This is a genomic window from Novosphingobium sp. KA1 (genome assembly GCF_017309955.1).
Classification (GTDB): Bacteria; Pseudomonadota; Alphaproteobacteria; order Sphingomonadales; family Sphingomonadaceae; genus Novosphingobium.
The window spans coordinates 20,003-45,367 of record NZ_CP021249.1 but is presented as its reverse complement, the minus strand read 5'-3'; the positions used below and the strand labels follow the sequence as shown (position 1 = coordinate 45,367).

Below are 25,365 nucleotides of genomic sequence, written 5' to 3'. Positions count from 1 at the left end.
CTATTTGTCGGCGAGCGTCGCTACGCGGCTACCGGCTTGGTCTCGGCCGATCGCACATAGGCGTAGAGTTTTGGCTTGGAGATGCCGAGCATCGAGCAAATCTTGGCGATCGGCATCGTGTTCTCGTGGTAGAGCCTGACGGGCAGGTCGCGCTTGTCCTTGCCGAGTGCGGCCGGCCGGCCACCCTTCTTGCCGCGAGCGCGGGCTGCGGTGAGACCGGCCTGGGTCCGCTCGCGGATCAGGTTGCGCTCGAACTCCGCCAATGCCCCGAACAGGTGGAAGGTAAGCTTGCCCGACGTGGTGGTCGTGTCGATCGCCTCGTGCAGGCTCAGCAGCCCGACCTTTTCCTCGTCGAGGTAGGTCATCCATCCGATCAGATCACGGAGCGAGCGGCCGAGCCTGTCGAGGCGCCAGACCACCAGTGTGTCGCCGGCGCGAAGCAGCTCCTTCACCTTTTCCAATCCAGGGCGAGCGGCAGTCGCCCCGGAGGCCTTGTCGGTGATGACCTTCTCGCAGCCGGCAGCCTTCAGCGCATCACGCTGGAGGTCCAGGTTCTGCTCGGCGGTCGATACGCGGGCGTAACCGATTTTCATGCGTAGGGCCGGTGGCGCCCCGATCGGGCGCGGTTTGGGAAGAAAGTCGTCATCGGCAGGTCTATGTTGCCCTAGTTTTCTTTACCGGGTAGATTTACGTCGAACAGGCCGGTTTGGCAACGCGAGCGGACTCGCATGGCGATGGGCAGGCAAATCTCCGTTTTCCTTACCTGCGACACGGACCGTCGGCGGTGACGCATCCGGCGCTTGTCCCGCCGCTGGCGATCGAGCGCTACCGCGTCCTTGAACCGCACCTCGCCGATGGCATCCCGCTCGCGGACCTCGCCCGCACCGGCACGCTGAGCGAGCGGACGTTGCAGCGCTGGCTCGGGCGCTACCGTGCCGAAGGACTTGCCGGTCTCGCGCGTCTGCCGCGCAACGATCGGGGCAGGCTGCACCTGCCGGAACATCTGGTCGAACTGACCCGCACTCTCGCCACCAAGCGCCCGCGACCCCCGGTCGCCGCCATTCACCGAAAGGTGCAGGAACTCGCCATCGCGCATGGACACCGAACCCCCAGCTATGCGGCCGTCGCGCGTGTCGTCAGGGCGATACCGGCAAGCCAGATCGCCGCAGCCTCCGATCCGGCCGTCTACCGCGACCAGTGATCTGCCCCCCGCTGAGTGGCCCAGAGACTATGATAGTCTGGACCACGAAAGGGATGACGAATGCCAAGCAAGAAGCACAAGCCGGAAGAGATTATCGGGAAGCTGCGTGAAGTTGAGATCGTGCTGGCCCAGGGGGCCTCGACGGCGGAGGCGTGTCGCCGGATCGCAGTCAGCGAACAGACTTACTATCGCTGGCGCAAGGAGTATGGCGGCCTAAAGACTGACCAGGCGCGGCGGATGAAGGATCTGGAGAAAGAGAACCAGCGGCTTCGCCGGGCGATCTCGGACCTGACGCTGGACAAGCTGATATTGCAGGAAGCTGCACGGGGAAACTTCTGAGCCCCGCGCGGCGAAGGCGCTGCATCGATCATATACGACGGGATTTGCCAGTCCGGCTATCCGAGCGACGGATATGCCGGGTTCTGGGGCAGCATCGATCGACACAGCGTAAAGTGCCGCGTGGGGCGGATGACGAACAGGCGCTGACGGAGGACATCATCGCCTTGGCAAAGCAATATGGTCGTTACGGCTACCGCCGGGTCACGGCGTTGCTGCGCCATGCGGGGTGGACGGTGAACCATAAACGGGTCGAGCGGATATGGCGGCGCGAAGGGCTCAAGGTGCCGCAGCGCCAGCCCAAACGCGGGCGTCTATGGCTCAACGACGGATCATGCATCCGCCTGCGGCCTGAGTATCCTGGGCATGTGTGGGCCTACGACTTCGTCGAGGGGCGCACGCATGACGGCCGCAAGTTCCGCATCCTGACGATCATCGACGAGGCCAGCAGGGAATGTCTGGCGCTTATCGTTGCGCGACAGCTCAAACATGAGGATGTGCTGGCGGCCTTGGCGGACCTGTTCATCTCGCGCGGCCCGCCTGCACATATACGGTCAGATAATGGCGCCGAATTTATCGCCAATGCCGTCCAGCAATGGCTGCGGCAGATCGGCGTGAAGACGCTCTACATCGCGCCGGGATCGCCATGGGAGAATGGCTATAATGAAAGCTTCAATGGGTCGCTGCGCGACGAACTGCTCAATGGTGAAATCTTCTACAGCCTCGCCGAGGCCAGGGTGCTGATCGAAGCCTGGCGGCGGCATTACAATCCTGCTTCATAACACCCATCTGTCTATGTGGTTGAAGAAAATAGGGTTTGTTGATCGGGATGCGATCCCGTGGGGTATTTTGGATTTTGCCGCGCTCGTTTTGCAAGGTGATGGGCGGCTGATCCGTCGAGTTCGGTGCGACAGAATATCCATGGGCCTTCCGGCAGAGGGTGGATGCCTTTGATCTCGCCGGCTTCGGCGGCGATCCGGAGAGTTTTGGATGCCACGCCGATGTGGCGGGCAGCCTGGCTCAGGTTGAGCCACGGCGCGGGACCGTCAGCGACCGTGCGGAAGACGGGAATCCGGTGATGTGATCGAAGCGCGGTGACCCGCTCGCGAGTCCAGCGGTTGCCGTGCCCCGTCACCAGCCCGTTGCGGTTTAGGATGCCGGCGATCAGATCGTCATTGGCGATGAGAACCAGTTCGCGCACGGCGGCAATGATGTCGGCGGAGGTGCTGTTGCGCTGTCCTTTGCGGCGCCTCGGCAGCCGCAAATCGGTGTGAACACCGCCGACCCAGTGGATCAGCAGCACGATCTCGGATGCGTCGTGATCAATGTCGGCGACCACCTCCTGGATGAGAGTGCGCACGATGCGCTTCTTCAGCCGCGCATCGGACTGCGGGGCGTTCCACACTGCTTCGAGATCGCTGGCAAGACCATCAATATCCTTGAGCGACGGTAAGGCCGGATGTGCTGTCGAGGCATCGTGCGCGACAATCCTGGCTTCCACCTCGCCGGCACGCGTGAGGGCGCGGTTCCATCGCGTTTCCAGTTCGGCTGCCACCAATCGGTTCTGCGGATCGGCGGCATCATATTGCCGGAAAGCCCGGTCGGCTGCGTAGCGTGCCGCCTCGAGATCACGCATCAACACATCACGGACTTGATCGCGGCGATCGGCCGCTTGTGCTTCGGCCTCAACCGAGGCGGCGATCGCTCCGGGTTCAAGAACCTGCAATAGAGCCCGCTCGATCGCATCGTCGACCCGCAATCCGCCGAACGCGATGCAGCGCGGCTCGCCGTTATCGAGCAGGCCCCGCCAACAGGAATAACGTGGGATATCATGCTTGGCGCCGGTGTAGCGCACCGTCAGCTTGCGTCCGCAGCGTCGGCAACGGATGAGCCCAGCAAGCAATGCGTCGCCGTGCTTGGGCGCTCCATGATGCTGACTGGTGGGAACATTATCGCTCACCATCTTCCGGATATCCTCCGAGCGCTCCCAGCTGACGTAGCCTTCGTGCGAGCCGGGGATGAGTGCCAGCCACTCATCCCGCGCCTTACGACGGCTCCTCGACCGCATGGCGGTGCCATCATATCCGGTCGCGGCACGGCTCTTACCATAGGCATAAGCTCCACCGTAGATCGGGTTCTCGATCATTCGGTGAATGGTAGCATAGCTCGGCCTGCGCCATACGACATCACCGTTGTTGCGCTTTGCGGGCAAATCCAGCCCATGTTCGATGAACCAGAGCAGCGCCTGCCGCGCACTGCCGAGTTCGGCCACCTTGTCGAACACAAGGGCAATGGCTTCCTGGACGCGTCGGTCAGGATCCTTCTCGATCCGGTCGCCGGCCTTCACGAAGCCCACGGGGGCGGCAACGACCAGTTCGCCGCGCCGGGCCTTCTCGTAACGGGCCGAGAGCGAACGCTGGCGCAGGAGATCCAACTCATACTCGTTGAGGCTGCCCTTCAGGCCGAGTAGCAACCGGTCATTACCCTGGCGCGGGGCATACACGGTCTCCTGGTCGATCAGCACCGTATCGACCACGCGGCACATCTCGATGAGCTGCTGCCAGTCGCGGCTATTACGGGCGAAGCGGGAGACTTCCCGCGCCGCGACGGCGCCGACCTTGCCCAGGCAAACCTCTGCGACCATGCGGTCGAAACCGGCGCGCGTCACACCGCCCGCCGCGGATCGACCAAGATCGTCGTCGATTGTCTCGATGTGCGACCAGCCCATTGCTGTGAGGCGGCCGCGCATGGCGTATTGCAGGGTGCTGCTCTCACGGTTGTGGAGGACCTGATGGACCGAGGACTGCCGCACATACAGGATTGCCTTGCGCTCGAGATGCTGCGGCCCGATCTTCTCAGAGATCATCTTGCACCTCCCGCAGCTCCGCAACGGGATCGTCGAAGTGCTCGAGCAACAGGCGCACCATCAACGACGTCAACGTCTGGCGTGTCTGCGCTGGCAGGGTGTCCCACCGTGGTGTCTTGGATATCTCGAAATCGCGTGGGCAGGAGAACAGGTCGAGTTGCAACGTCTTGGACTTGCGCGGCATTGAGACCTCCCGAATGTGAGTCGTGAGGGCCCGATGCTGCGCTCGAATCCGACAATGCTGAAACCGGCGCTGCGGCTCGCAATAACTTGACCAAGGCGCTCAGCGCGCCGACATCGACTTGGGGGGACGCACCCATCCGTGCCAGGGCGCACGCAGCAGGGTCGAACATCCACGCCGGAATCTCGAGCCACCGGTCCGAAGTCGCTCCCGTCTTGCTACAGCGCAGATTAACCGAACCGGCTCGTTCGACCTGCTCATGGATGTGGACATGCCAGCCAGCCCAGGGATGCCAGCGATAGAGAACTTCTCGAACTTCGGTCCCGTGGGCGTTGCGTCGCCGTGTTGTACAACCACGTCCGCCCGCACAGCAGTCTTGGCTATCGGCCACCGGCACCAGAAACGGCGACACCGCCATATCCGGCCTCCGGTTCCGCTTCGCTCCACCTCCGTCCGGATATGGCGGCGATGAGCTTAATGCACTAACAAACCAATCGGTCCACTCGGTGGGGGCAGATCATCCTATGCGCACGAGCCTCGATCATCTGCCGCCCGCAAAGCAGCGCGAGCTTGAGCGCGTCGTCGAAATCCTGTTCGAGGAGTTCAATGACGTCCTCGCGCTCGCCAGCACCAGTGGAAGAAGAAGGGCCGCATCACCAAGGTCATTCTCTACGGCAGCTACGCACGCGGCGGCTGGGTCGACGAACCGCACACCGCCAAGGGCTACAAGTCCGACTTCGACCTCCTCGTCATCGTCAACGACAAGCGGCTCACCGACTATGTGAAATACTGGGCGAAGGCCGAGGAGCGTTTCCACCGCGAGTACGGCATCACGAAGAGCATCAAAACCCCAGTCAACTTCATCGTGCACACGCTGCAGGAGGTGAACGACGGCCTTGCCCATGGCCGGTATTTCTTCATGGACGTCGCCAAGGACGGCATCGCGCTCTACCAGAGCGACGACAGCGTGCTCCATACGCCAAAGCCCAAGACGCCGAAGGATGCGCTAAAAATGGCGCGGGAATACTTCGATGAGTGGTTTCCTTCGGCGATGAAGCGCTACAATATCGCCAAGTTTGACGTCGGGCAGGGCTACCTAAGAGATGCGGCCTTCGATTTTCATCAGGCAACCGAGCGACTCTACCACTGCGTGCTTCTGGTCTGCACGTTCTATACTCCACACGTTCACAACCTCGGTTTCTTACGGTCACAGGCCAACCTCATCGACCGGCGCCTGATGTATGTCTGGCCCGAGGACAACCGCAAGCAGCGCGTGATGTTCGAGAAGCTCAAGCAGGCCTATGTGAAGGCGCGCTACTCGAAGCATTACCGCATCAGCGAGGAAGAACTCACGTGGCTCGGCGAGCAGGTCGAGGAGCTCGGCCGCGTCGTCCACGCTGTGTGAAGCGAGCGGATCGCCGAGCCTGAAGTGGCCGCCAAGGGCTGATTTAGGCCGATAGCGACAGGTACGGTCTCTCGCAGTGCAGCGTGACAGCGGCGATAGCCGCCGACAAAACGGTCGTTCCGCCACCAAAAACCGAGATTTGTTAGCTGCCTTTGTTTCATGCGCGAATGCCGGCTTCCGAAAACGTCGAGAAGCCGGTGAGGGATCAAATTTCGGTCCGTTCGGACAGCGTGAGAGGATCATCGACATCTACGCCGAGGTATCTGATTGTATTCTCGATGTTGGTATGGCTGAGCAGGATTTGTACGGCGCGGAGATAGCCTGTGGCTTTGTAAATCAGCGAAGGCTTCGTTCTTCGCATCGAGTGCGTGCCACATTCCCGACTGTCGAGACCAATCGTTAACACCCATTTGTCGACGAGACGTGCATATTGCCTTGCGCTCGAGTGACCGAGACAATCGATCCTGCTTGGGAATACAAAATCACGGGTCGTTCCGCTACGCCGCTCAAGCCATGCGTTTAGGCTCTTGCGTGCCTTTCCCGAGTTTCATGCACTGTTCTCGGCTGTGCAGACGGAACCTAGCAGGTGAGAGCGTGGCGGTCACTTGCAATCCCGTGCGCGGTCATCGCAGGAGCTCATCCGGAAGGTCAGCAAAAAGCGCGGCGGTGCGACGGACATGCGCTCGCATTCGCTGTTCGGCGGCCTCACCGTCACCTTTCAGAATGGTGTTGAGGATGCCGATGTGATCTTCGCGCGAGTGGCGCCATATGGTCGGCGACATTAGCCTGAAGAATATCGAGCTCAGCTCGGGAAGCTGCATTTGTACCAGTACGCGCTCGATGACGGGGCTTTCCGCCGCGTCGACGACAAGTTGGTGCAGATGCTCGTTTGCCTCCATCAGGATAAGGCCGCTGTCGTCGACATTCCGCAGCGATTCCTCGTCAAGCGCGCGCTCTATTGATTCGAGGTGAGGCGAGGTGGCCGCACGCAGCGCCGCGCGGCGCGCCGCAAGACCTTCCAGAAGTTCGCGAACTTCGAAAACCTCGACCATCATCGCCTTCGAGGCTCGCGCCACGACAGCACCTTTGTTGCGCTCGATCGCAACCAGACCTTCAGCGGCCAGCAAGCGCAGCGCTTCGCGTACAGGCCCTCGGCCAAGGCCCGTGAGGCTGCTGAGCTCGCTTTCCACAAGGCGCTGGCCGGGCGCGAATCGTGCTTCGAGAATCGCACCGCGGATGAAAGCTGCAGCCCGGTGTGCCGGCGATTCTTCCTTGTCGAGCGAAGTCATGGTCGTTGAAATCATGCGCCAATTTTCTCCTAGCCACCCACAAATAAAAGTGGGTTGACGATTGTTTTGAAGATTGTTAGCAATCTCGTCAACAATAACGTTGGGATTTTATAGGACGTGGCTAACCAACCATCAATCGCCGAGCGCAGAACCAAGGTTTGGGAGCCTTATATCCGTGCGAAACTCGGGTTCCGAAACCATTGGTATCCCGTTCGCCTCGCGAGCGAAATCGCCGAAGGTACTCCCGTTCCCGTCAAGCTCCTGGGAGAGAAGATTCTGCTCAATCGCGTGGGCGGCAAGGTCTATGCGATCCAGGACAGGTGCCTGCATCGCGGTGTAACGCTTTCCGACCGGGTCGAGTGCTATTCCAAGAACACCATATCCTGCTGGTATCACGGCTGGACATATCGCTGGGACGATGGCCGCCTCGTCGATATCCTCACAAACCCCGGCAGTGTGCAGATCGGCCGGCGCGCTTTGAAGACGTTCCCGGTTGAAGAGGCCAAAGGTCTTATCTTCGTTTACGTAGGCGACGGCGAACCAACGCCGCTTATCGAAGATGTGCCGCCCGGCTTCCTTGATGAAAACCGCGCCATTCACGGCCAACATCGGCTCGTGGCCTCGAACTGGCGCTTGGGTGCGGAAAACGGCTTTGATGCGGGGCACGTCTTCATTCACAAGAATTCGATCCTGGTGAAGGGCAACGATATCATTCTGCCGCTTGGCTTTGCGCCTGGCGATCCCGACCAGCTTACGCGTTCCGAGGTTGCTGCGGGCAAGCCCAAAGGTGTTTACGATCTGCTTGGCGAGCATTCGGTGCCGGTTTTCGAAGGCATGATCGAAGGCAAACCTGCAATCCATGGCAACATTGGCAGCAAGCGCGTCGCCATCAGCATATCGATCTGGCTGCCGGGCGTACTCAAGGTCGAACCGTGGCCGGATCCCGAGCTCACGCAGTTCGAATGGTACGTGCCGGTCGATGAGACCAGCCACCTCTACTTCCAGACGCTGGGCAAAGTCGTGACGTCAAAGGAAGCGGCAGACTCCTTCGAGCGAGAATTCCACGAAAAATGGGTAGGCCTCGCGCTTAACGGCTTCAATGATGACGACATCATGGCACGTGAATCGATGGAGCCGTTCTACGCTGATGATCGCGGTTGGTCCGAAGAAATCCTGTTCGAGCCGGACCGCGCAATCATCGAGTGGCGGGGGCTTGCCAGTCAGCACAATCGCGGCATTCAGGAAGCACGTTGATGGGCACGACCGCCTCCTATCCAGTAAACCGGCTGATGCAGGAGCTCTTTACAAACCCCGGCAATGTCGAATTGTTCAGGGCGGACAGAGAGGCGCTATACGAGCGCTATGGTCTTTCGAGCGCACAACGCGCAGCGCTTGACGAGGGCGGATTTGGCGCTCTCACCGCAGTCGGTCTTCATCCGGTTTTGCAGATGCATCATTTCATGCTGACAAATCCGATGGCGCCAGACTTCGTCAGCGTTAAGGCGTACCGGAAAATGGTCGATCGCAATGGCTGAAATCGTTGGAGTATTCGCCACCTCGCATGTTCTATTCGGTTCGCCCGATGGAGATGCCCAGGCGCTTCGTGTCGTCGAGGGCATGAACGAGATCGGCAGGCGTGTTCGCCTCTTGCGGCCAGACCTGCTGATCGTCATCGGCTCGGACCATCTTTTCAACATCACGACGCGTCTTCAGCCGCCCTTCACGGTTGGTGTTTCGGATACGTTCACTCCGCTGGGCGATATGGACATTGAGCAGCGGCCTTTTGCCGGAAACCGGGCCTTCGCGGAATCGCTGTGCGCGCGAGCGGCCGATCGCTTCGACCTCGCGCAGGGCGAAGAGCTTCGCCCGGATCATGGCGTGATGGTGCCGTTAATGTTCATCGACCCCGATGGCAGGATTCCGGTCGTCCCAATCTACGTCAACGCCAACATGACGCCGCCGCCGACTGCAGCGCGCGCGGCACAGCTTGGTGATATCGTCGCCGAAGCAGTCGGGCTCGACCTGCCTTCGCATCTGCGCGTTGTCGTGGTTGCAACAGGCGGTCTCAGCCATTGGATCAACATCCCGGGACATGGTGAAGTCAACGCGGAGTTCGACCGCCGCGTTATCGCCGCGTTCCAATCGGGCGATATGCGCTGGCTCAGGGCTATCGATACTGAAACGTTGCTCAAAAACGCGGGTAACGGCGGTCTGGAAATCGTCAACTGGGTGATGGCAGCGGCCACCTTGCCGGGCCGGAGGGCTGAGAAAATCTATTACGAACCGATGCCTCAATGGATGACGGGGATGGGCGGAATAGCAATCGTTTAGGCGTTTGGCGGCGGGTTCGCGCGCCTCAAGGGAGACAAGAACATGGTTTTGGCTGCAACAGCCGGACGGTCGGTGACCGTTCGCGGCATGGAGACGTATTACCACGAGCAAGGCAGCGGCGATGTCGTGGTGCTGGTTCATGGCGGCGGCGCTGGTGCCGACAGTATGGGCAACTGGCGCGGCGTTATGCCGGTCCTGGCGGATCGCTATCGCGTGATTGCGGTCGACATGCTTGGATTTGGACGCACTGCGAAACCCGCCGATCCATTCGTTTTTTCACAAGCGGCGCGAACCGATCACCTTGCAGGCTTTCTCGATGCGCTCGGGCTTTCAAATGTCGCGCTTGTCGGCAATTCGATGGGTGGCGCATCGGCGCTCGGCGTCGCGGTCGAACGGCCGGGACTCGTTCGCAAACTCGTCCTGATGGGCAGCGCCGGTCTGGTGTCGAAAATCGATCCTGCGCTCGAACCCGTGCTTGGATATGATTTCACGCGCGAAGGCATGATCCGTCTCGTCCGTGCACTAACGACCGACAATTTCCAGATCGACGATGCGATGATCGACTACAGGTATGCACTGTCGGTAGATCCGGAAACGCGCCGCGCTTACAGCGCCACGATGCAGTGGATCCGCGACCAGGGCGGCCTCTACTACGAAGACGATTATATCCGGCGCATCACCGCGCCGACTCTCATCGTAAACGGCAAGCTCGACAAGGTTGTTCCGCTCGCCAACGCATACAAGTTCCTTGAGCTAATTGGTCCGAGCTGGGGCTACATCATGCCCGACTGCGGGCACTGGGCGATGATCGAACATCCGGTCGATTTCGCGCGCACGACGGCCGCATTCATCGAGGCTGCGCAGTGATTGGCGGAAACGTCGGCGTTCCGGCGAAGGAGGTGACGCAATGACCGCAAAGGTCCGCGTGATCTTCCGCGCAGCCGGCGGCTTCGAGCATCTGGTCGAAACCGAAGCGGGAGTATCGCTCATGGAAGCGGCCGTTCTGAACGGCGTGGACGGTATCGAAGCCGTTTGCGGGGGCGCCTGTGCCTGCGCCACGTGCCACGTTTACGTTGGCCCCGAGTGGCTAGATGCGCTGAAACCGCCGAGTGAGACCGAAGACGAAATGCTCGATTGCGTAGCGGAACGTGCGCCGCATTCGCGGCTGTCCTGCCAGATCCGCCTTACCGACCTGCTCGACGGCCTGACCCTGGAACTGCCGAAGGCACAGTCATGAAACACAAGAAGAACACCAAAATTGTCGAGGGGAGAGAGATCATGTGCAAGCTTCTTATGGGCTCCGCGCTTGCGGTATTGGCCAGCGCATCGGCTCCAGCGTTCGCGCAGCAAACGGACGGTGTTGAAGTCGATGCGTCCGAGCTGGAGATTATCACCGTTACGGCGCGGCGCGTCAGCGAAAATCTTCAGGATTCGCCCGTCGCCATCTCAGCGTTTGGTGAGAACGCCATTCGCGAGCGCGCGATCAACAATGTGTCGGACATCGGCAAGTTCACGCCGAGCCTCAGCTTCGATTCCGCAGCGGCAGCTTCGGGATCGAGCAACTCGGTCACTGTGTTTCTGCGCGGTATCGGGCAGACCGACTTCAATATGACGGTAGATCCTGGTGTCGGCATCTACCTCGATGGCGTCTACATCAGCCGCTCGGTTGGCGCGCTGCTCGAGACGCGCGACGTCGAGAGCATTCAGGTGTTGCGCGGTCCGCAGGGCACACTGTTTGGCAAGAACACCATTGGCGGCGCTGTTATCGTCACGTCACGGCGCCCGGACGAACAGCTTGGCGGTAACATTGAGGCCACGACCGGCTCGTACAACCGGATTGACGTCGGCGCACGGATCAACGTGCCGGTATCCGAAGATTTCCGTTTCTACGTCAGCGGCCTTGCGCTGACGCGCGACGGTTATGTCGAGCGACTTGTCGATGGACAGAAGAAGGGCAACCAGAACAGCTACTCAGGCCGTTTCGTCGCCGAGTGGGATGCAACGCCCGATTTCAACCTTCTCTTGTCCGCCGATTATACGCGTACGCGTGAGCGCGCTGTTGCAACAACGCTTCTCGATGTCAATGAGAACGCCATTTTCCCTCTGTTTCACAACGTTTTCCTGAATGCGCCGGGCTGTCTGCCGCCATCACCAACCTCCAATCCTAGCTGCTACAACGCGCAGTGGCTTACTGGCGACAAGGATAAAACCAACGAAAGCGGCCCAAACCGTTCGGTGTCGGACGTGTGGGGCGTATCGCTGAATGCTTCGTGGGATGCGGGACCGGTGACCATCAAGTCGATCACCGCCTACCGTGAGCTCGATAGTGCGTTTGCGGTCGATATCGACCAGTCGCCGCTTGCCATACAGCGGACCGAAAACGACTACACGCAAAATCAGTTTAGCCAAGAATTCCAGCTTCAGGGCGACGGGTTCGGCGAAAAACTGAACTATACGCTTGGCCTATATTACCACCACGAAGGCGGCACCGATATCAACTCGCTGTTCACTGCGCCGACCGATTTCCGGAGCGGCGGTAGCGTCAAGAACGACAGTTATGCGGCCTTTGCTCAGTTCATCTTTCATGCGACTGACAATCTCAATCTGACGCTTGGCGGCCGCTATACAAGTGAGGACAAGCGGTTTTCGCCCGACCAAGAGGTGCTGCGCGTACATCCGGCTGCGCAGGCGCCGCTGCCACCGGGCTTCCCGACGCCGTTCTTCCTGACGAACCCGGTGACCAGCATGGCCGCCGGTTCACCACAGCCGCTGCGGGTGGGGGATATCGTCATGCCTGCAGTGCAGCGTACGACGTCGGCGAACGAGTTCACGCCGTCAGTGACGCTCGACTACAAGTTTACGCCCGACATGCTTGGGTATTTCACCTTCTCGCGTGGCTTCAAAAGCGGCGGCTTTACGCAGCGCGTGTTCCCGCCCGAGCCGGAAGCACCTGCGTTCGAGCCAGAATTTGCGCGTGTGCTCGAAATCGGCGTGAAGGTTGAGCTGTTCAACCGCCACCTGCGGTTGAACAGCGCCCTATTCGACACGAAGTACAGCGACCTGCAGATCATTGTGAATGACGGGTTTGCACCGAAGGTGCGCAACGCCGGAAAAGCGCGAATCCGTGGCTTTGAATCGGAAGCCCAACTGGTTGTGACGGACGCTTTCCGGCTGACCGGAGCGGTCAGTTATCTTGACGCCGAGTACCGCGAAGTGGATGCCCGCGCGGCGCCGGTGACGGTGGACAGTGCGCTGGCCAATACGCCAAAATGGACAGCAAATGCTGGGATTACAGTTGAGCCTTACGATGGTGAGGCAGGGCGCGTGGTGCTGCAGGGCGACTGGTCGTATCGAAGTGCGACGTACAAGGACGCGATCAACACACCTTCGCTGAAACAGGACGGCTACAGCGTCTTCAACATGTCGGCGACGTTCGATGCTGCCCAAGGCTGGTCGGTGACGGGTGGAATCACCAACCTGACCGACAAGCGCTACATTATCTCGGGATACTCGGACCTCAATTTCATCGGATCGACGTATGGGGTCTATTCGCGGCCGCGCGAATGGTACTTGAAGCTTGGGTATTCGTTCTAGGGCTTCAGGTGATCGGACGGTGACACCGAGAGCAAGCCGGCAACGCCGTGCCGCTCACCGCGATCTTCTGGCTCCTATGCTCGCTGGTCATGCTCGCCGCCGCCTTCCGCCCCAAGCCGCGACCGAAGCATTTGCTTCTAAGGCTTTTGGTCGTCAGCCTGGTGACCTGCCCGATAGACTTCCACTCGGTACATCGCGGAGGTGCGGCTTCCTGATCACTGCCGGCTCTTTAGCTTCGATAACCGATGCCTGGCGGCGCCATCCGCCGCCAAACCGGACGTTCACAGCCTGAATTGCGCCCGTCGAAACTTGCCATACATTCAGGCGCTGGTTGAGTAGCGCGAATGGCAAAAATGGGGAGATACCGTTGAAAAAGTCGCCTTCTCGGCGAAGCGGAGGGTACGGATCGAAACGGCTGAGCAGAGTCGCCTGACCTCATGTCATCGCCATCTGCCTGGCGATGCTGATCTTGGCGAGCTTGCGCAGGTTCTGGGCGGCAGCGGCGAGGTGGAACTCATCCTGGGCACCATTGGGTCCGCGTAATCGCAGCCGGTCGAGCCGCATGATGCGCTTCAGGTGGGCAAACAGCATCTCGACCTTCTTGCGCTCGCGGCGTGAGGCGATCCATTCATCTTCCTGCGACAGGGCCCGAGCGAGATCGCGAGCGCCCTCGTGGATGGAGCGGGTCACCTTGCGAGCCGGCAGGATGGGTGTGCATTGTGGCTTGAGCGCGCAGTTGCTGCAGTCCTGCTGCCGCGCTCGGTAGCGGATGAAGCCGTCCTGGTCGGCCTCCGGTCGCGGCGAGGTGAAATTGCGGTTACGCGGTCGCAGACGCTTGCCGGCCGGGCAGATATAGCTGTCATCCTTGTGATCGAAGGTGAAGTCGCTGCGCTCGAAAGCGCCATCGCTCCTGGCGGACTTGTCGAAGACGGGCACATGCGGCTCGATGCCACGCTCGTGGACGAGCCAGGCGAGCATGCCCGCAGAGCCATAGCCGGTGTCGCCGATCAGCTTGCGGGGCCATAGACCATGGCAATCGGCTGCCCGCTCGATCATCCGTTTGGCGGCGGTCACCTCGGCCTGGCGCACCGCCGTGCTCGCCTCGACATCAACGATCACCGCATTGTCGACGTCGATCAGGTAGTTGGTGGCGTAGCAGAAGTCGGCGCGGTTGCCGTGCGCCTGGGTATAGCGGGCCGCAGGATCGACAGGCGAAACGCGTTTGGGATCAACCGGCGTTGCGCCGCCGAAAACGGCATCGTCGAGTACGGCGAGATACTCCTCGACGGCACGCCCTGCCCGAACAGCGCCAAGCCCCTGCGTTCCCTCGACATAGGTCTGCCGGTTGGCCTCGGCGCGGATCAGGCTGGCATCGACAGCGAAGCCGTCGCCGCCGACCAGTCCTTCCTCAATGCAGCGCCGCACGGTGGCTTCAAACAACTGGCGGAACAGATCACTCTCACGGAAGCGCCCATGCCGGTTCTTCGAGAAGGTCGAGTGATCCGGCACGTCGCCGTCGAGACCCAGGCGGCAGAACCAGCGGTAAGCTAGGTTGAGGTGCACCTCTTCGCACAGGCGGCGCTCCGACCTGATGCCGAAGCAGTACCCCACGATCAGCATCCGCAGCATCAGCTCAGGGTCGATCGAAGGGCGACCAATCGCGCTGTAAAAGCCGCGCAGGTGCTCGCGCATCCCCGACAGGTCCACGAACCGGTCGATTGCCCGTAGCAGATGATCTGCCGGAACGTGTCGATCCAGACTGAATTCGTAGAACAAGGCCTCCTGCGCCACTCGGCGCTCGCCCATCATCGCTTGGCGTCCTTCAGCATGCTGATGCTGAATCAGACCGTCACCCCGACTGCAAGACCGACTTTTTCAACGGCATCGGGACAAATCTGCCGTTCATTGCAGCTCCCCTCTATGCCGGCTTCCGGTGCATGACCTGCCACTGGTTAGCGAAGCGCCCGCGCGCGCTATGCTGATGTGTTGACCTCGCCGCCCTGATCGGGCCTGTTCGCGAGATGCAAGAAGCTCCTCGACTATTCATCTCTTACTCCCACGATGACCAAGCACACAAAGATTGGGTGCTGATGCTTGCCACCCGGCTCGTTGCGAACGGTGTCGACGTTCTACTCGATCAATGGGACATGCGCCTGGGCTCCGACCTGTCCGCCGTCAGCACCAATGGCGCAGATTTGAGGTTGTGATTTAAGGAGGGTTTGGGTCTCGTCGTAGTGACGAAGGAACGAAGATGAGACCCAAACCCTCAAGCGCCAAAAAGCCTGCGGAGCAGGTGGTGAAGGACATCCGGCGGGCGGCCCGGCGGCACTTCTCGGCGGAAGACAAGATCCGGATCGTGCTCGATGGCCTGCGCGGCGAGGACAGCATTGCCGAGCTTTGCCGCAAGGAAGGCATCGCGCAGAGCCTGTATTACACATGGTCGAAAGAGTTCATGGAAGCTGGCAAGCGCCGCCTGGCCGGCGACACCGCGCGTGCCGCGACCACCGACGAGGTGAAGGATCTGCGCCGCGAGTCCAGTGCCCTGAAGGAATGCGTCGCCGATCTGACGCTTGAGAACCGGCTGCTCAAAAAAAGCATGATCGCGGATGGGGGCGACGACGAATGAGGTATCCCGGATCGGAGAAGCTCGAGATCATCAGGATCGTCGAACAGTCGCACCTGCCGGCCAAGCGCACGCTGGACCAGCTCGGCATCCCCCGCCGGACGTTTTATCGCTGGTATGACCGCTACCTCGGAGGCGGACCGGAGGCGTTGGAAGATCGGCCATCGGCGCCGAGCCGGGTGTGGAACCGCATCCCGGCGGGCATCCACGACCAGATCATCGAGCTGGCGCTGGAACAGTCCGAGCTGAGCCCTCGGGAGCTGGCCGTGCGCTTCACCGACGAGCAGCGCTACTTCGTGTCCGAAGCCACGGTTTACCGCCTTTTGAAGGCCCACGACCTGATCACCAGCCCGGCTTATGTCGTGATCAAGGCCGCCGATCAGTTCCACACCAAAACCACCCGGCCGAACGAGATGTGGCAGACTGATTTTACCTACTTCAAGATCATCGGCTGGGGCTGGATGTATCTGTCGACCGTGCTCGACGACTTCTCGCGCTATATCATCGCCTGGAAACTGTGCACCAATATGCGCGCCGAGGACGTCACCGACACGCTCGACCTCGCGCTCAAGGCCTCGGGCTGCGACAGCGCCACCGTGCTGCACAAGCCCAGGCTGCTCAGCGATAATGGCCCCAGCTACATCGCGAGCGAACTGGCTGAATATATCGAGGCCCAGAACATGAGCCATGTGCGCGGTGCTCCGCTGCACCCACAAACGCAGGGCAAGATCGAGCGCTGGCACCAGACCCTGAAAAACCGCATCCTGCTGGAGAACTACTTCCTGCCAGGTGATCTCGAGGCTCAGATCGAGGCCTTTGTCGAGCACTATAATCACCAGCGCTACCACGAGAGCCTGAACAACGTGACGCCCGCCGACGCCTACTTCGGCAGGGCCGCAGCCATCATCAAACAGCGTGAAAGGATCAAGCGGCAGACCATCGAGCATCGGCGCTTGCAACACCGCAAGCTCGCCGCGTAACATCAACCCCCAGACGAGGCCCGCACTCCGCTAATTTACGCCGCAATCCGTGCCGAATGTTCTGACGACGGACAGAATGCATCGCAGGTACAGCGGGCGCCTGGCATTTTAAGGTTCACGATCAGAAAATCACCCATCGCCCGAAGGGACGTTTCGGGTGCAATAGCGGGCATGCGGTCATGGAGGCCTGCGTTTCAGGTCTCGGTGACTGTCAGCTTCCCGATTTCTACGTCATGCCTTTTCTACAGCACGGTATGGTAGAGCTGTTGCTGGAATATGCTCAGCCCGATGACGAACCGATCTGGGCTGTTTATCCACAGCGCCGACATCTTTTGCCGAAGGTTCAGCAGGTAGTCGATTGCCTTGTTCAGGAACTCGGTCCTGCGATGAATAGCCGAAAGTGACAGCAAGATGCTTGGGGATGGGCGCCTTGCTAACTGCGATTAATCACTGCCGCATGTGACCTGTGATCAACTTAACGAACTCAGTGTCACATGCCCAGCTTTACTTTGAACTAAGCATAGGGGAGTTAATGAAGTGCCGGATTGCACCCCAATGTTCCTGCCGGTTAGAATATACACTTTCTGTCCCCGATAGAAATGACATCCTTTTGAGGACAGCAGGGTTGCGTGGAACCTTCGGGATAGCGCAATGCAGACCCTGCTGATGGCGTGACGTTTGAGTTGGCGCCGTCGAGCCGGCGTCCATTGATCTTCGCGGGAGCATCCGGCATCGGATAGCCTGGGGCGCGCGGGCTGATCCTGGCGGGCAGGGGCATAGGTGTTCCGCTGCCGGTGATGCGGCGCATTCGCCTGGATCTGCTTTGCCGCCCACCTACAATGAATCGATGCCGACGACAGTTTCAGCCCGCAGAAAGTCCGACACCTGCGTACCGAATTCGGCGGGGCGCTCCACATTGGCGAGATGCGCTGTGTTCAGCATGGCGAGCCGGCAGCGGGGGATCGTGGCGGCCAATGCTTCGCTATGCGGTGGCGGCGTGGCTGGATCTTGGCTACCACCAATGATGAGGGTTTCATTCCGGATCAGCGCGATAGTGGAACGCATGTCCATGTCCCGTATGGCGGCGCAACAGCCAGCATAGCCCTGGCTATCGGTCGATTGGAGCATCGCGACTATCGGCGCGATGGCGTCGGGTGAGCTTGCCACGAAGTCGGCGGTGAACCATCGCTCAAGCGACGCCGAGGTGAGGGGCGCCATGCCGCTTTCGCGCACCAGGGCGATCCGGGCGTCCCATGCCGAAGGCGGCCCCATGAAACTTGAGGTGTTGGCCAGAACCAGCCGGCGGACCCGATGTCCTTCGCGGATGCCCAGCCATTGGCCGGTCATGCCGCCAAGCGAAAGGCCGCAAAAATCAATCGTTTCTATCTCCAGCTGGTCGAGAAGTTCGATGACGTCTCGACCCAGCCGATCGAGCGAATAGCCGCCGACGGGCGCATCCGACGCGCCGTGGCCGCGCTGATCATAGCGCAGCATTCTGAAATGGGCGCTCCAGGCGGCAAGCTGCGGTTCCCACATCTGCATGTCAGTGCCCAGGGAGTTGGACAGCAGCAGGATCGGGGCACCTTCTTTACCATCGAACCGATAGGCGATGCGGCAGCCGTCTCCCGTAATAATGAACTGCTTTTCCATCGCCTTCGCCCTATCAATTCCGTTCGTGCTTAACCGCCCCTCCCCACAGATGGGGAAGGGCGGCTTTTGTTAAGGTCGCTTGTCAGACGGCCAAGCGGCTGCGAGCGGAGAAGCTTTCATCCGTTGCCTCAGCAGACTTCTGCAACTGGAAGTCGAACGCGATATGGACGGTGTCGCCCTGACGGTTCGGGACTGGCAGCAGACCTTCGCGGGTGCCGAACGCAAAGTCGTCGGCTGCGAACGGATCGTCACCGAAATTGATCTGCGTCGTCAGCGTGCGATAGCCCGGCGCTTCTACGAAGAAATGCACGTGGGCAGGACGGTTGCCGTGACGGCCGACGGCTTTCATCAGCTGATCGGTCGCGCCGCCGGGGGGCACGCTGTAGCCATTGGGCATCTTCGAATGGAAGGAATAGCGCCCGTCCTTGCCGAGCTTGATCCGGCGGCGGTTATTGAACGGCGTCTGCTCGCGCGTGGGGTCGAAATGCGAATACCAACCCATCGAATTGGCGTGCCAGACATGCAGAATGGCATCGGTGACGGGCTCACCATTCGGGCCGGTGACGGTGCCGGACATGTACAGCGTGCCGGTATCGTCCGCGTCGTCGGAAAGGTTGACGTCACCTTCGACCAGCGGCGCGCCCGCGACATAGAGCGGCCCTTCAATGGTGCGCGGCGTGCCGCCCGACAGCCCGGCTTCCGCGTCCTTGGCATCCATGTAGAGGTCAAGGAAATGTTCCAGGCCAACGCCCGGCACGATCAGGCCGAATTCACCGGCGCCCTTCTGGAAAAAGTCTATCGCTTTCCAGAATTCGCTTTCGTTGATGTCATGCTTGACGATGACCGTCATCACCGCTTCGACGAGGTCGCGGGTAATGGCCTTGAGCCGACGGTCGCCGCCCTCCACATCGACGCCGCTGGCGCGGTCGAGAAGAGTTTGGACGGGTTGAGTCTTCACAAAATCAGTATTCATCTGATCTCTCCTGGGAATATGATTCTTAGCGATCGTCTTCATGAATCGACGAAGGATGTCGGCACAGCGGCGCCACGCGGATATCCATGAACGGAAACAGAGGCAAAATCATCAGCAGATCGTGAAGTTCTGCATTGCTTTCGACATCGAAGATACTGACATTGGCATATTGCCCGGCAACGCGCCAGATGTGCCGCCACTTACCGGCACGCTGAAGCTCCTGAGAAAGCGCCTTTTCAGCCGCCTTCAGTTCGTCAAGCCGCGCCGGATCGTAATCCAGCGGAATATTGACATCCATTTCAACCTTGAAAAGCATTTCAACCAGCCTTTGCTGTAGGAATCGATATGGTGGCGCGGGACGCGTCGCGCCGCAGGAACGACAAGCGATCATCGTCCAGCTCCACGCCAAGGCCCGGCCCCTTGGGCACGGCCAGCGAGAAGTCCGAATAATCCAACGGCTCTTGCAGAATTTCCTCCGTCAGCAGCAAGGGGCCGAAAAGCTCCGTGCCAAAGGACAGTTGCGGGAAGGTTGCGAAGACATGGGCAGACGCGATCGTGCCGATGCCCGCTTCCAGCATGGTGCCGCCATAGAGCGCGATCCCGGCCGCGTCGGCGATCGCCTGCACCTGCTTTGCGGCGAAAAGACCGCCCGACTGCTCGATCTTCACGGCAAAGACATCGGCGGCTGCCTGGTTGGCATGATCATAAGCGGTCGTAGGGCCTTGCAGCCCTTCATCGGCCATGATCGGAATCGCCGACCGCGCGGCCAGGCGTGCCATGCCGGCGAGATTATGCCGGATAAGCGGCTGTTCAACCAGGTCGCAGCCGACTTCCGCCAGCATCGCAACGCCGGTGCGTGCCGTGGTTTCATCCCACGCCATGTTGACATCCACGCGAACGCTGGCGCGGTCGCCAAGCGCTTTCTTGATGGCGCCGACATGGGCGACATCGTCCGCCACGGGCCGCTTGCCGATCTTCAGCTTGAAGGCATTGTGCCGTCCGCTGGCGATCATCTGCTCGGCTTCTTCGATATCCTTGCCGGTGTCGCCGCTGGCGAGGGTCCAGAGGACGGGCAGGCGATCGCGGACGCGGCCGCCGAGCAGTTCGCTGACCGGCAGGCCCGCACGCTTGCCCTGCGCGTCGAGCAGCGCGGTTTCGACGGCGCATTTGGCGAAATTATTGCCGACGACATGCTTGGCGATTTGCGCCATCGCGATGGCCGGCCGGGTGGGATCGCAGGCCTGCAATATCGGGGCGATATAGGCGTCGATGTTCGTCTTTATGCTTTCGGGGCTTTCAGGGCCGTAAGCCAAGCCGCCGATCGTCGTTGCCTCGCCCGTGCCGACGATGCCGTCGGAACAGTGGACGCGCACGATGCAAAGCGTCTGCCTGTGCATCGTCGCCATTGCCAGCACGTGCGGCCGGATAGTGGGTACGTCGACGATGAACGTGTCGACGCGATCAATTGTCACCATTGTCGGGTACCTTTCCATGAATGAAATAGCGGGTTGAACGGGATTCCAGAAAGACTTAGTCCGCATCCTATGATACCGGAGTAGTATAGTATGGAACTGCGCCACCTTCGATCGTTCATGGCCGTCGCGGCCGAGCAGAATTTCACCCGAGCCGCAGACCGCCTTGGTATCGCGCAGCCGCCGCTGAGCCGGCATATCAAGGAACTGGAGCAGGACCTGGGCGTGGCGCTGTTCGACCGGGGTAGCCGGCCGGTGCGCCTGACCGAGGCGGGCCGCATCCTGCATCAACAGGCAGCGCAGATATTGGCGAGCATCGACCAGATCCCCAAGACCATGCAGCAATATGCGTCCGCGCAGCAGCCGCGCTTCGTCATGGGCGTGGTGGGATCCATCATGCACGGCGCGCTGGCCGAGATGGTGCGGCGGTTCCGCGCCCATGCGGCGGACACGGACGTCGAGCTGGTGGAGATGACGACGATCCAGCAGGTCGCGGCGCTGAAGGCGGGCCGGATCGACGCCGGCCTTGGCCGCGTGCGCGTGGACGACCCGGCGATCCGCCGCGAGATATTGTTCCAGGAACCGCTGGTGGCGGCGCTTTCGCCCACCGACTTGCCGGCGCAGCCGGACACCGAGGTCAGCCTGGAGGCGCTGGCCGCCGGCACGCTGATCATCTACCCCAGCCAGCCGCGCCCCAGCTATGCCGACCAGCTGCTGACGATCATGCGCGACCATGGATGCAACCCCCGCCGGATCATCGAAGTGCGCGAAGTGCAGACCGCGCTGGGCCTGGTCGCCGCCCAGTCGGGCCGCGCCATCGTCCCGGCGTCGATGCAGAACATCCAGCGCGCGGACATATGCTATGTGCCGATAGCCGAGCGGCCAACATCGCCGATCATATTGAGCCAGCGCCACGCCGATACGACCGACCGCGCGGTGCTGATCCGGGATATCGGCCATGCGATCTTCAGGGAGATCGAGGCCGAGACGGCGCGATCCTGAGGATCAGGCCGGGCGCAGCAGCCCGGCGGTACGTCGCAGCGCCGGCAGCAGGCGCGCCTGCACATCGTCCATCGACACGCGCGCCGCCGACATGCCGACGTTCAGCGCCGCCATCACCCTGCCCCGGTCGATCACCGGAACCGCGATGGAGCGTAGCCCCAGTTCCAGTTCCTGATCGACCAGCGCGTAACCGTCCGCCGCCGCCCGCCTGATCGTCACCAGCAACCGGGGAATGTCGACGATGGTATGCGGCGTCAGCGCGCGCACCTGCGTCCGGGCGAAATAGGCGTCCTGCTCTTCATGCGATCGCCCGGCCAACAGCACCCGGCCCATGGAGGTGGGATAGAGTGGCAGGGTACTGCCGACCTTCAGCCCCACCGCCATGATGCGGGACGCTTCGGACCGCGCCACATAGCAGAGGGCGTCATCCTCCATCACGCCCAACGAACAGGATTCCCCCAGTTCATCGCGCAGCGAATCGAGCAGCGGCTGGGCGCGCACGGCAAAGGCGGTCAGCGAGAGGTAGGGATGGCCGAGCGCCGTCGTCTTGCGCCGCACCGAATAGCCGCGCAGATCATGGCCGACATAGCCAAGCTGATGCAGGGTATAGAGGCACCGCCGCACCGCCGCGCGGCTGAACCCCAGCGCCCGGCTGGCTTCGGCGATGGACACCGGCCGTTCACGTTGCGCCACATATTGCAGCACGGCGAGGCCACGGGCGAGTGAGGCCATATATTCGGGATCACCCGGCCTTTCGATGTCGCGCGGCGCTTCCACGGCAGCTCCAAAAATAACCGATTATCGGACAGGACGCCGATTATCGGTTGACTCAGGCGCGCGCAACCTCTGTTTCGCGCGGGAGCATCCGCACGGAGTTGAAGAGCGTGATTGACAAGAGCATGAGTTCCGCCGCGGCGGCCGTGGCCGACATTCGGGACGGCGCATCGGTAATGATCGGCGGCTTTGGCACGGCAGGCATGCCCGACGAACTGATCGACGCGCTGATCGCGCGCGGCGTCGGCAACCTGACCATCATCAACAACAATGCCGGCAATGGCGAAACCGGCGTCGCCGCGCTGATCAAGGCCGGGCGCGTGCGCAAGATCATCTGTTCCTTCCCGCGCCAGTCGGATTCGCACCATTTCGACGCGCGCTACCGCGCTGGCGAAATCGAGCTGGAACTGGTGCCGCAGGGCAATCTGGCCGCGCGCATCCAGGCCGCCGGCGCCGGGCTGGGCGCGATCTTCACGCCGACCGGATACGGCACGTTGCTGGCAGAGGGCAAGGAAACCCGCGAGATCGACGGCAAGCAATATGTGCTGGAACATCCCATCCAGGCCGATTTCGCGCTGATCAAGGCGCATCGCGGCGACCGCTGGGGCAACCTGACCTACCGCAAGACCGCCCGCAATTTCGGCCCGATCATGGCGATGGCGGCGAAGTGCACGATCGCGCAGGTGGCGCAGATCGTACCGCTGGGCGGCATCGACCCGGAAATCGTCGTGACACCGGGCATCTTCGTCCAGCGCGTGGTCGAAATCGCGCCCGCCAACGCCACAGCTTCGGCCTGATCAGGAGCCTGCACCCCATGCAACGTCTGAACCGTGAACAAATGGCCGCCCGCGTGGCGAAGGACATTCCTGAAGGCGCCTATGTCAATCTGGGCATCGGCCTGCCCACGATGGTCGCCAATTACCTGCCCACCGACAAGGACATCTTCCTTCAGAGCGAAAATGGCCTGCTGGGCATGGGCCCCGCCCCGGCGAAGGGCGAAGAGGATTGGGAACTGATCAACGCGGGCAAGCAGGCGGTGACGCTGCTGACCGGCGGCTGCTTTTTCCACCATGCCGACAGTTTCGCGATGATGCGCGGCGGCCATCTGGACATCTGCGTGCTGGGTGCCTTCCAGGTGTCGGTGAATGGCGACCTGGCGAACTGGCACACGGGTGAACCGGGCGCGATCCCGGCCGTGGGCGGCGCGATGGACCTGGCGATCGGCGCCAAGCAGACCTTCGTCATGATGGAATTGCTGACCAAGCAGGGCCAGAGCAAGCTGGTCGAAAGCTGCACTTACCCGCTGACGGGCCTCGCCTGTGTGTCGCGCGTCTATACCGACCTCGCCGTGTTCGAAGTCGGCGCGGCGGGCGCGAGCGTGGTGGAAATGGTGGACGGCCTGTCGCTGGATGAATTGCAGGGGCTGGCCGGCGTGCCGCTGCGCGCGGCTGAGGGAGCGCGTAACTGATGGCCGAAGCCTTTATCTGCGACGCCGTCCGCACGCCGATCGGCCGTTATGGCGGCATATTGGCCGGCATCCGGGCGGATGATCTGGGCGCGCTGCCGATGAAGGCGCTGATCGAGCGCAATCCGGGGCTGGACCCGGCGGTGATCGACGAGGTCTTCTACGGCTGCGCCAACCAGTCGGGCGAGGATAATCGCAACGTCGCGCGGATGAGCCTGTTGCTGGCGGGCCTGCCGCATGGGGTGGCGGGCGTGACGCTGAACCGGCTGTGCGCGTCCGGGCTGGAATCGGTGGGCGCCGCCGCGCGCGCGATCCGCACGGGCGAGATGGGCGTCGCTATCGCCGGCGGCGTGGAAAACATGACCCGCGCGCCCTTCGTGGTGGGCAAGGCGGGCAGCGCCTATGGCCGCGCCCAGCAGATGGAAGACACGACCATGGGCTGGCGCTTCGTCAACCCGGCGCTCGACGCGCTCTATGGCACCGAAACGATGCCGCGCACGGCGGAAAATGTGGCGCACGACCATGGCATCAGCCGCAAGGATCAGGACGCTTTCGCGCTGCGCAGCCAGCAGCGCGCCGTCGCCGCGCAACAGAACGGCTTTTTCGACGAAGAGATCATCACCGTCGTCACGCCCGGTCGCAAGCGGGGCGAGACGGTGGAGGTCCGCACCGACGAGCATCCCCGCGCCGACACGACGATCGAGGGGCTGGGCAAGTTGAAGCCGCTGTTCGGGCCCGAGGGCACCGTCACCGCCGGCAACGCGTCGGGCATCAATGATGGCGCGGCGGCGATGATCATCGCCAGCGAGGCGGCGGCCAAGGCCCATGGCCTGACGCCCCGCGCGCGCATCCTGGGCATGGCGTCGGCCGGCGTCGAACCCCGCGTGATGGGTATCGGCCCCATCCCCGCCACGCAAAAGCTGATGGCGCATCTGGGCCTGACGATCGGCGATTTCGACGCAGTCGAACTGAACGAAGCCTTTGCCAGCCAGTCGCTGGCGGTCGTGCGGCAGCTGGGCCTGGCCGACGATGCGGACCATGTGAACCCCAATGGCGGCGCCATCGCGCTGGGCCATCCGCTGGGCATGTCAGGCGCACGGTTGGCGATGACGCTGGTGCATCAGCTGGAAAAGAGCGGCGGCAGGCGCGGACTGGCGACGCTGTGCATCGGCGTCGGCATGGGGCTGGCGTTGGCGGTCGAGCGGGTCTGACGTGCGCCCCGC

At 61.7% G+C, this 25,365-nt stretch carries 24 protein-coding genes and 4 pseudogenes; 17 read left to right on the top strand and 11 right to left on the bottom strand.

Annotated elements, in window-relative coordinates; genetic code table 11:
* Positions 1–20 precede the first annotated feature (20 nt).
* The gene (locus tag CA833_RS25730; RefSeq protein WP_009824027.1) at positions 21–593 is read right to left on the bottom strand and encodes a recombinase family protein; all 573 of its coding nucleotides are present in this window, start codon (positions 591–593) and stop codon (positions 21–23) included.
* A 191-nt stretch (positions 594–784) separates the two neighbouring features.
* Here CA833_RS25730 and CA833_RS25725 point away from each other — a divergent pair, with 191 nt between their 5' ends.
* Together CA833_RS25725 and CA833_RS25720 are read left to right on the top strand one after the other, a co-directional pair.
* Complete coding sequence (locus CA833_RS25725; protein ID WP_011607959.1) at positions 785–1,201, top strand: helix-turn-helix domain-containing protein; 417 nt, start codon at positions 785–787, stop codon at positions 1,199–1,201.
* A gap of 60 nt (positions 1,202–1,261) precedes the next feature.
* Positions 1,262–2,307 (top strand): annotated as a pseudogene (locus CA833_RS25720) (IS3 family transposase); the annotation flags it as partial.
* A 23-nt stretch (positions 2,308–2,330) separates the two neighbouring features.
* Here CA833_RS25720 and CA833_RS25715 read toward each other — a convergent pair.
* Entirely contained in the window at positions 2,331–4,403 is a 2,073-nt protein-coding gene (locus CA833_RS25715; protein ID WP_011607957.1) for a recombinase family protein, read from the bottom strand.
* Positions 4,393–4,587 carry a hypothetical protein gene (locus CA833_RS25710; RefSeq protein ID WP_176705047.1) on the bottom strand — a complete coding sequence of 65 codons (195 nt, stop codon included), beginning with the start codon at positions 4,585–4,587 and terminating at the stop codon, positions 4,393–4,395. The genes CA833_RS25715 and CA833_RS25710 overlap by 11 nt, the downstream gene beginning before the upstream one ends.
* 318 nt (positions 4,588–4,905) lie before the next feature.
* On the opposite strand from CA833_RS25710, the pseudogene CA833_RS25705 reads away from it, so the two are divergent.
* Positions 4,906–5,070, top strand: a pseudogene (locus tag CA833_RS25705) (integrase core domain-containing protein); the annotation flags it as partial.
* 38 nt (positions 5,071–5,108) lie between these two features.
* Positions 5,109–5,989, top strand: a pseudogene (locus tag CA833_RS25700) (HEPN domain-containing protein).
* A gap of 205 nt (positions 5,990–6,194) precedes the next feature.
* Here the strand turns inward: CA833_RS25700 and CA833_RS25695 are convergent.
* Both CA833_RS25695 and CA833_RS25690 read right to left on the bottom strand, forming a co-directional pair.
* Positions 6,195–6,524: pseudogene (locus tag CA833_RS25695) on the bottom strand (tyrosine-type recombinase/integrase); the annotation flags it as partial.
* Positions 6,525–6,612: 88 nt separating this feature from the next.
* Positions 6,613–7,278, bottom strand: a complete 666-nt coding sequence (locus CA833_RS25690; protein WP_207081340.1) for a GntR family transcriptional regulator — start codon at positions 7,276–7,278, stop codon at positions 6,613–6,615.
* 117 nt (positions 7,279–7,395) lie between these two features.
* Here CA833_RS25690 and CA833_RS25685 point away from each other — a divergent pair, with 117 nt between their 5' ends.
* From CA833_RS25685 to CA833_RS25660, 6 genes are read left to right on the top strand one after another with little or no spacing between them, the layout of a single operon-like run.
* Positions 7,396–8,532, top strand: coding sequence for a Rieske 2Fe-2S domain-containing protein (locus CA833_RS25685; RefSeq protein ID WP_011607952.1), 1,137 nt, complete (start codon positions 7,396–7,398; stop codon positions 8,530–8,532).
* Positions 8,532–8,813, top strand: a complete 282-nt coding sequence (locus CA833_RS25680; RefSeq protein WP_010335604.1) for a subunit of meta cleavage enzyme — start codon at positions 8,532–8,534, stop codon at positions 8,811–8,813. Before CA833_RS25685 ends, CA833_RS25680 begins: the two co-directional genes overlap by 1 nt.
* Positions 8,806–9,609, top strand: coding sequence for a subunit of meta cleavage enzyme (locus CA833_RS25675; protein ID WP_011607951.1), 804 nt, complete (start codon positions 8,806–8,808; stop codon positions 9,607–9,609). Before CA833_RS25680 ends, CA833_RS25675 begins: the two co-directional genes overlap by 8 nt.
* Positions 9,610–9,651: 42 nt before the next feature.
* Positions 9,652–10,476, top strand: a complete 825-nt coding sequence (locus tag CA833_RS25670; RefSeq protein WP_010335601.1) for an alpha/beta fold hydrolase — start codon at positions 9,652–9,654, stop codon at positions 10,474–10,476.
* Positions 10,477–10,516: 40 nt separating this feature from the next.
* Positions 10,517–10,846: a 2Fe-2S iron-sulfur cluster-binding protein gene (locus tag CA833_RS25665; RefSeq protein ID WP_010335600.1), complete on the top strand. Its 330-nt coding sequence runs from the start codon at positions 10,517–10,519 to the stop codon at positions 10,844–10,846.
* On the top strand, positions 10,843–13,203 hold the full coding sequence (locus CA833_RS25660; RefSeq protein WP_142639540.1) for a TonB-dependent receptor: 2,361 nt from the start codon (positions 10,843–10,845) through the stop codon (positions 13,201–13,203). The genes CA833_RS25665 and CA833_RS25660 overlap by 4 nt, the downstream gene beginning before the upstream one ends.
* Before the next feature lie 435 nt (positions 13,204–13,638).
* Here CA833_RS25660 and CA833_RS25655 read toward each other — a convergent pair whose 3' ends face one another.
* A complete protein-coding gene (locus CA833_RS25655) occupies positions 13,639–15,012 on the bottom strand; it encodes an IS1182-like element ISShsp2 family transposase (protein ID WP_011607949.1) in 1,374 nt (457 codons plus the stop codon).
* A gap of 212 nt (positions 15,013–15,224) precedes the next feature.
* Here CA833_RS25655 and CA833_RS25650 point away from each other — a divergent pair, with 212 nt between their 5' ends.
* The 3 genes from CA833_RS25650 (at position 15,225) to CA833_RS25640 (ending at position 17,210) form a co-directional block, all read left to right on the top strand.
* Positions 15,225–15,410: a toll/interleukin-1 receptor domain-containing protein gene (locus tag CA833_RS25650; RefSeq protein WP_142639542.1), complete on the top strand. Its 186-nt coding sequence runs from the start codon at positions 15,225–15,227 to the stop codon at positions 15,408–15,410.
* Between the two features lie 44 nt (positions 15,411–15,454).
* A protein-coding gene (locus tag CA833_RS25645) for an IS3-like element ISSsp2 family transposase (RefSeq protein ID WP_076611857.1) occupies positions 15,455–16,806 on the top strand; the annotation gives its coding sequence in 2 pieces (ribosomal slippage) (positions 15,455–15,791 and positions 15,791–16,806; 1,353 coding nt in all).
* Positions 16,807–16,886: 80 nt separating this feature from the next.
* Positions 16,887–17,210, top strand: a complete 324-nt coding sequence (locus tag CA833_RS25640) for a LysR substrate-binding domain-containing protein (protein WP_084691069.1) — start codon at positions 16,887–16,889, stop codon at positions 17,208–17,210.
* A 430-nt stretch (positions 17,211–17,640) separates the two neighbouring features.
* Here CA833_RS25640 and pcaD read toward each other — a convergent pair whose 3' ends face one another.
* The 4 genes from pcaD to CA833_RS25620 form a co-directional block, all read right to left on the bottom strand.
* Positions 17,641–18,456, bottom strand: a complete 816-nt coding sequence (gene pcaD / locus CA833_RS25635; protein ID WP_011607945.1) for a 3-oxoadipate enol-lactonase — start codon at positions 18,454–18,456, stop codon at positions 17,641–17,643.
* Positions 18,457–18,538: 82 nt separating this feature from the next.
* Positions 18,539–19,429 carry a dioxygenase gene (locus CA833_RS25630; RefSeq protein ID WP_011607944.1) on the bottom strand — a complete coding sequence of 297 codons (891 nt, stop codon included), beginning with the start codon at positions 19,427–19,429 and terminating at the stop codon, positions 18,539–18,541.
* Between the two features lie 25 nt (positions 19,430–19,454).
* A complete protein-coding gene (gene catC / locus CA833_RS25625; protein WP_011607943.1) occupies positions 19,455–19,745 on the bottom strand; it encodes a muconolactone Delta-isomerase in 291 nt (96 codons plus the stop codon).
* A 1-nt stretch (position 19,746) separates the two neighbouring features.
* Positions 19,747–20,904 (bottom strand): muconate cycloisomerase family protein, encoded by a 1,158-nt coding sequence (locus CA833_RS25620; protein WP_032073060.1) that lies wholly within the window; start codon positions 20,902–20,904, stop codon positions 19,747–19,749.
* Positions 20,905–20,994: 90 nt separating this feature from the next.
* Between CA833_RS25620 and CA833_RS25615 the strand changes: the two genes are divergently transcribed.
* Positions 20,995–21,903 (top strand): LysR family transcriptional regulator, encoded by a 909-nt coding sequence (locus tag CA833_RS25615; RefSeq protein ID WP_011607941.1) that lies wholly within the window; start codon positions 20,995–20,997, stop codon positions 21,901–21,903.
* Positions 21,904–21,906: 3 nt separating this feature from the next.
* On the opposite strand, the gene CA833_RS25610 is transcribed toward CA833_RS25615, so the two are convergent.
* Entirely contained in the window at positions 21,907–22,680 is a 774-nt protein-coding gene (locus tag CA833_RS25610; RefSeq protein ID WP_011607940.1) for an IclR family transcriptional regulator C-terminal domain-containing protein, read from the bottom strand.
* 107 nt (positions 22,681–22,787) lie between these two features.
* Between CA833_RS25610 and CA833_RS25605 the strand changes: the two genes are divergently transcribed.
* The 3 genes from CA833_RS25605 to pcaF are packed head-to-tail and all read left to right on the top strand — an operon-like array spanning position 22,788 to position 25,353.
* Complete coding sequence (locus tag CA833_RS25605) at positions 22,788–23,474, top strand: 3-oxoacid CoA-transferase subunit A (RefSeq protein WP_011607939.1); 687 nt, start codon at positions 22,788–22,790, stop codon at positions 23,472–23,474.
* A 17-nt stretch (positions 23,475–23,491) separates the two neighbouring features.
* Positions 23,492–24,145, top strand: coding sequence for a 3-oxoacid CoA-transferase subunit B (locus CA833_RS25600; protein WP_011607938.1), 654 nt, complete (start codon positions 23,492–23,494; stop codon positions 24,143–24,145).
* Entirely contained in the window at positions 24,145–25,353 is a 1,209-nt protein-coding gene (gene pcaF, locus CA833_RS25595) for a 3-oxoadipyl-CoA thiolase (protein WP_011607937.1), read from the top strand. The genes CA833_RS25600 and pcaF overlap by 1 nt, the downstream gene beginning before the upstream one ends.
* Positions 25,354–25,365 lie beyond the last annotated feature (12 nt).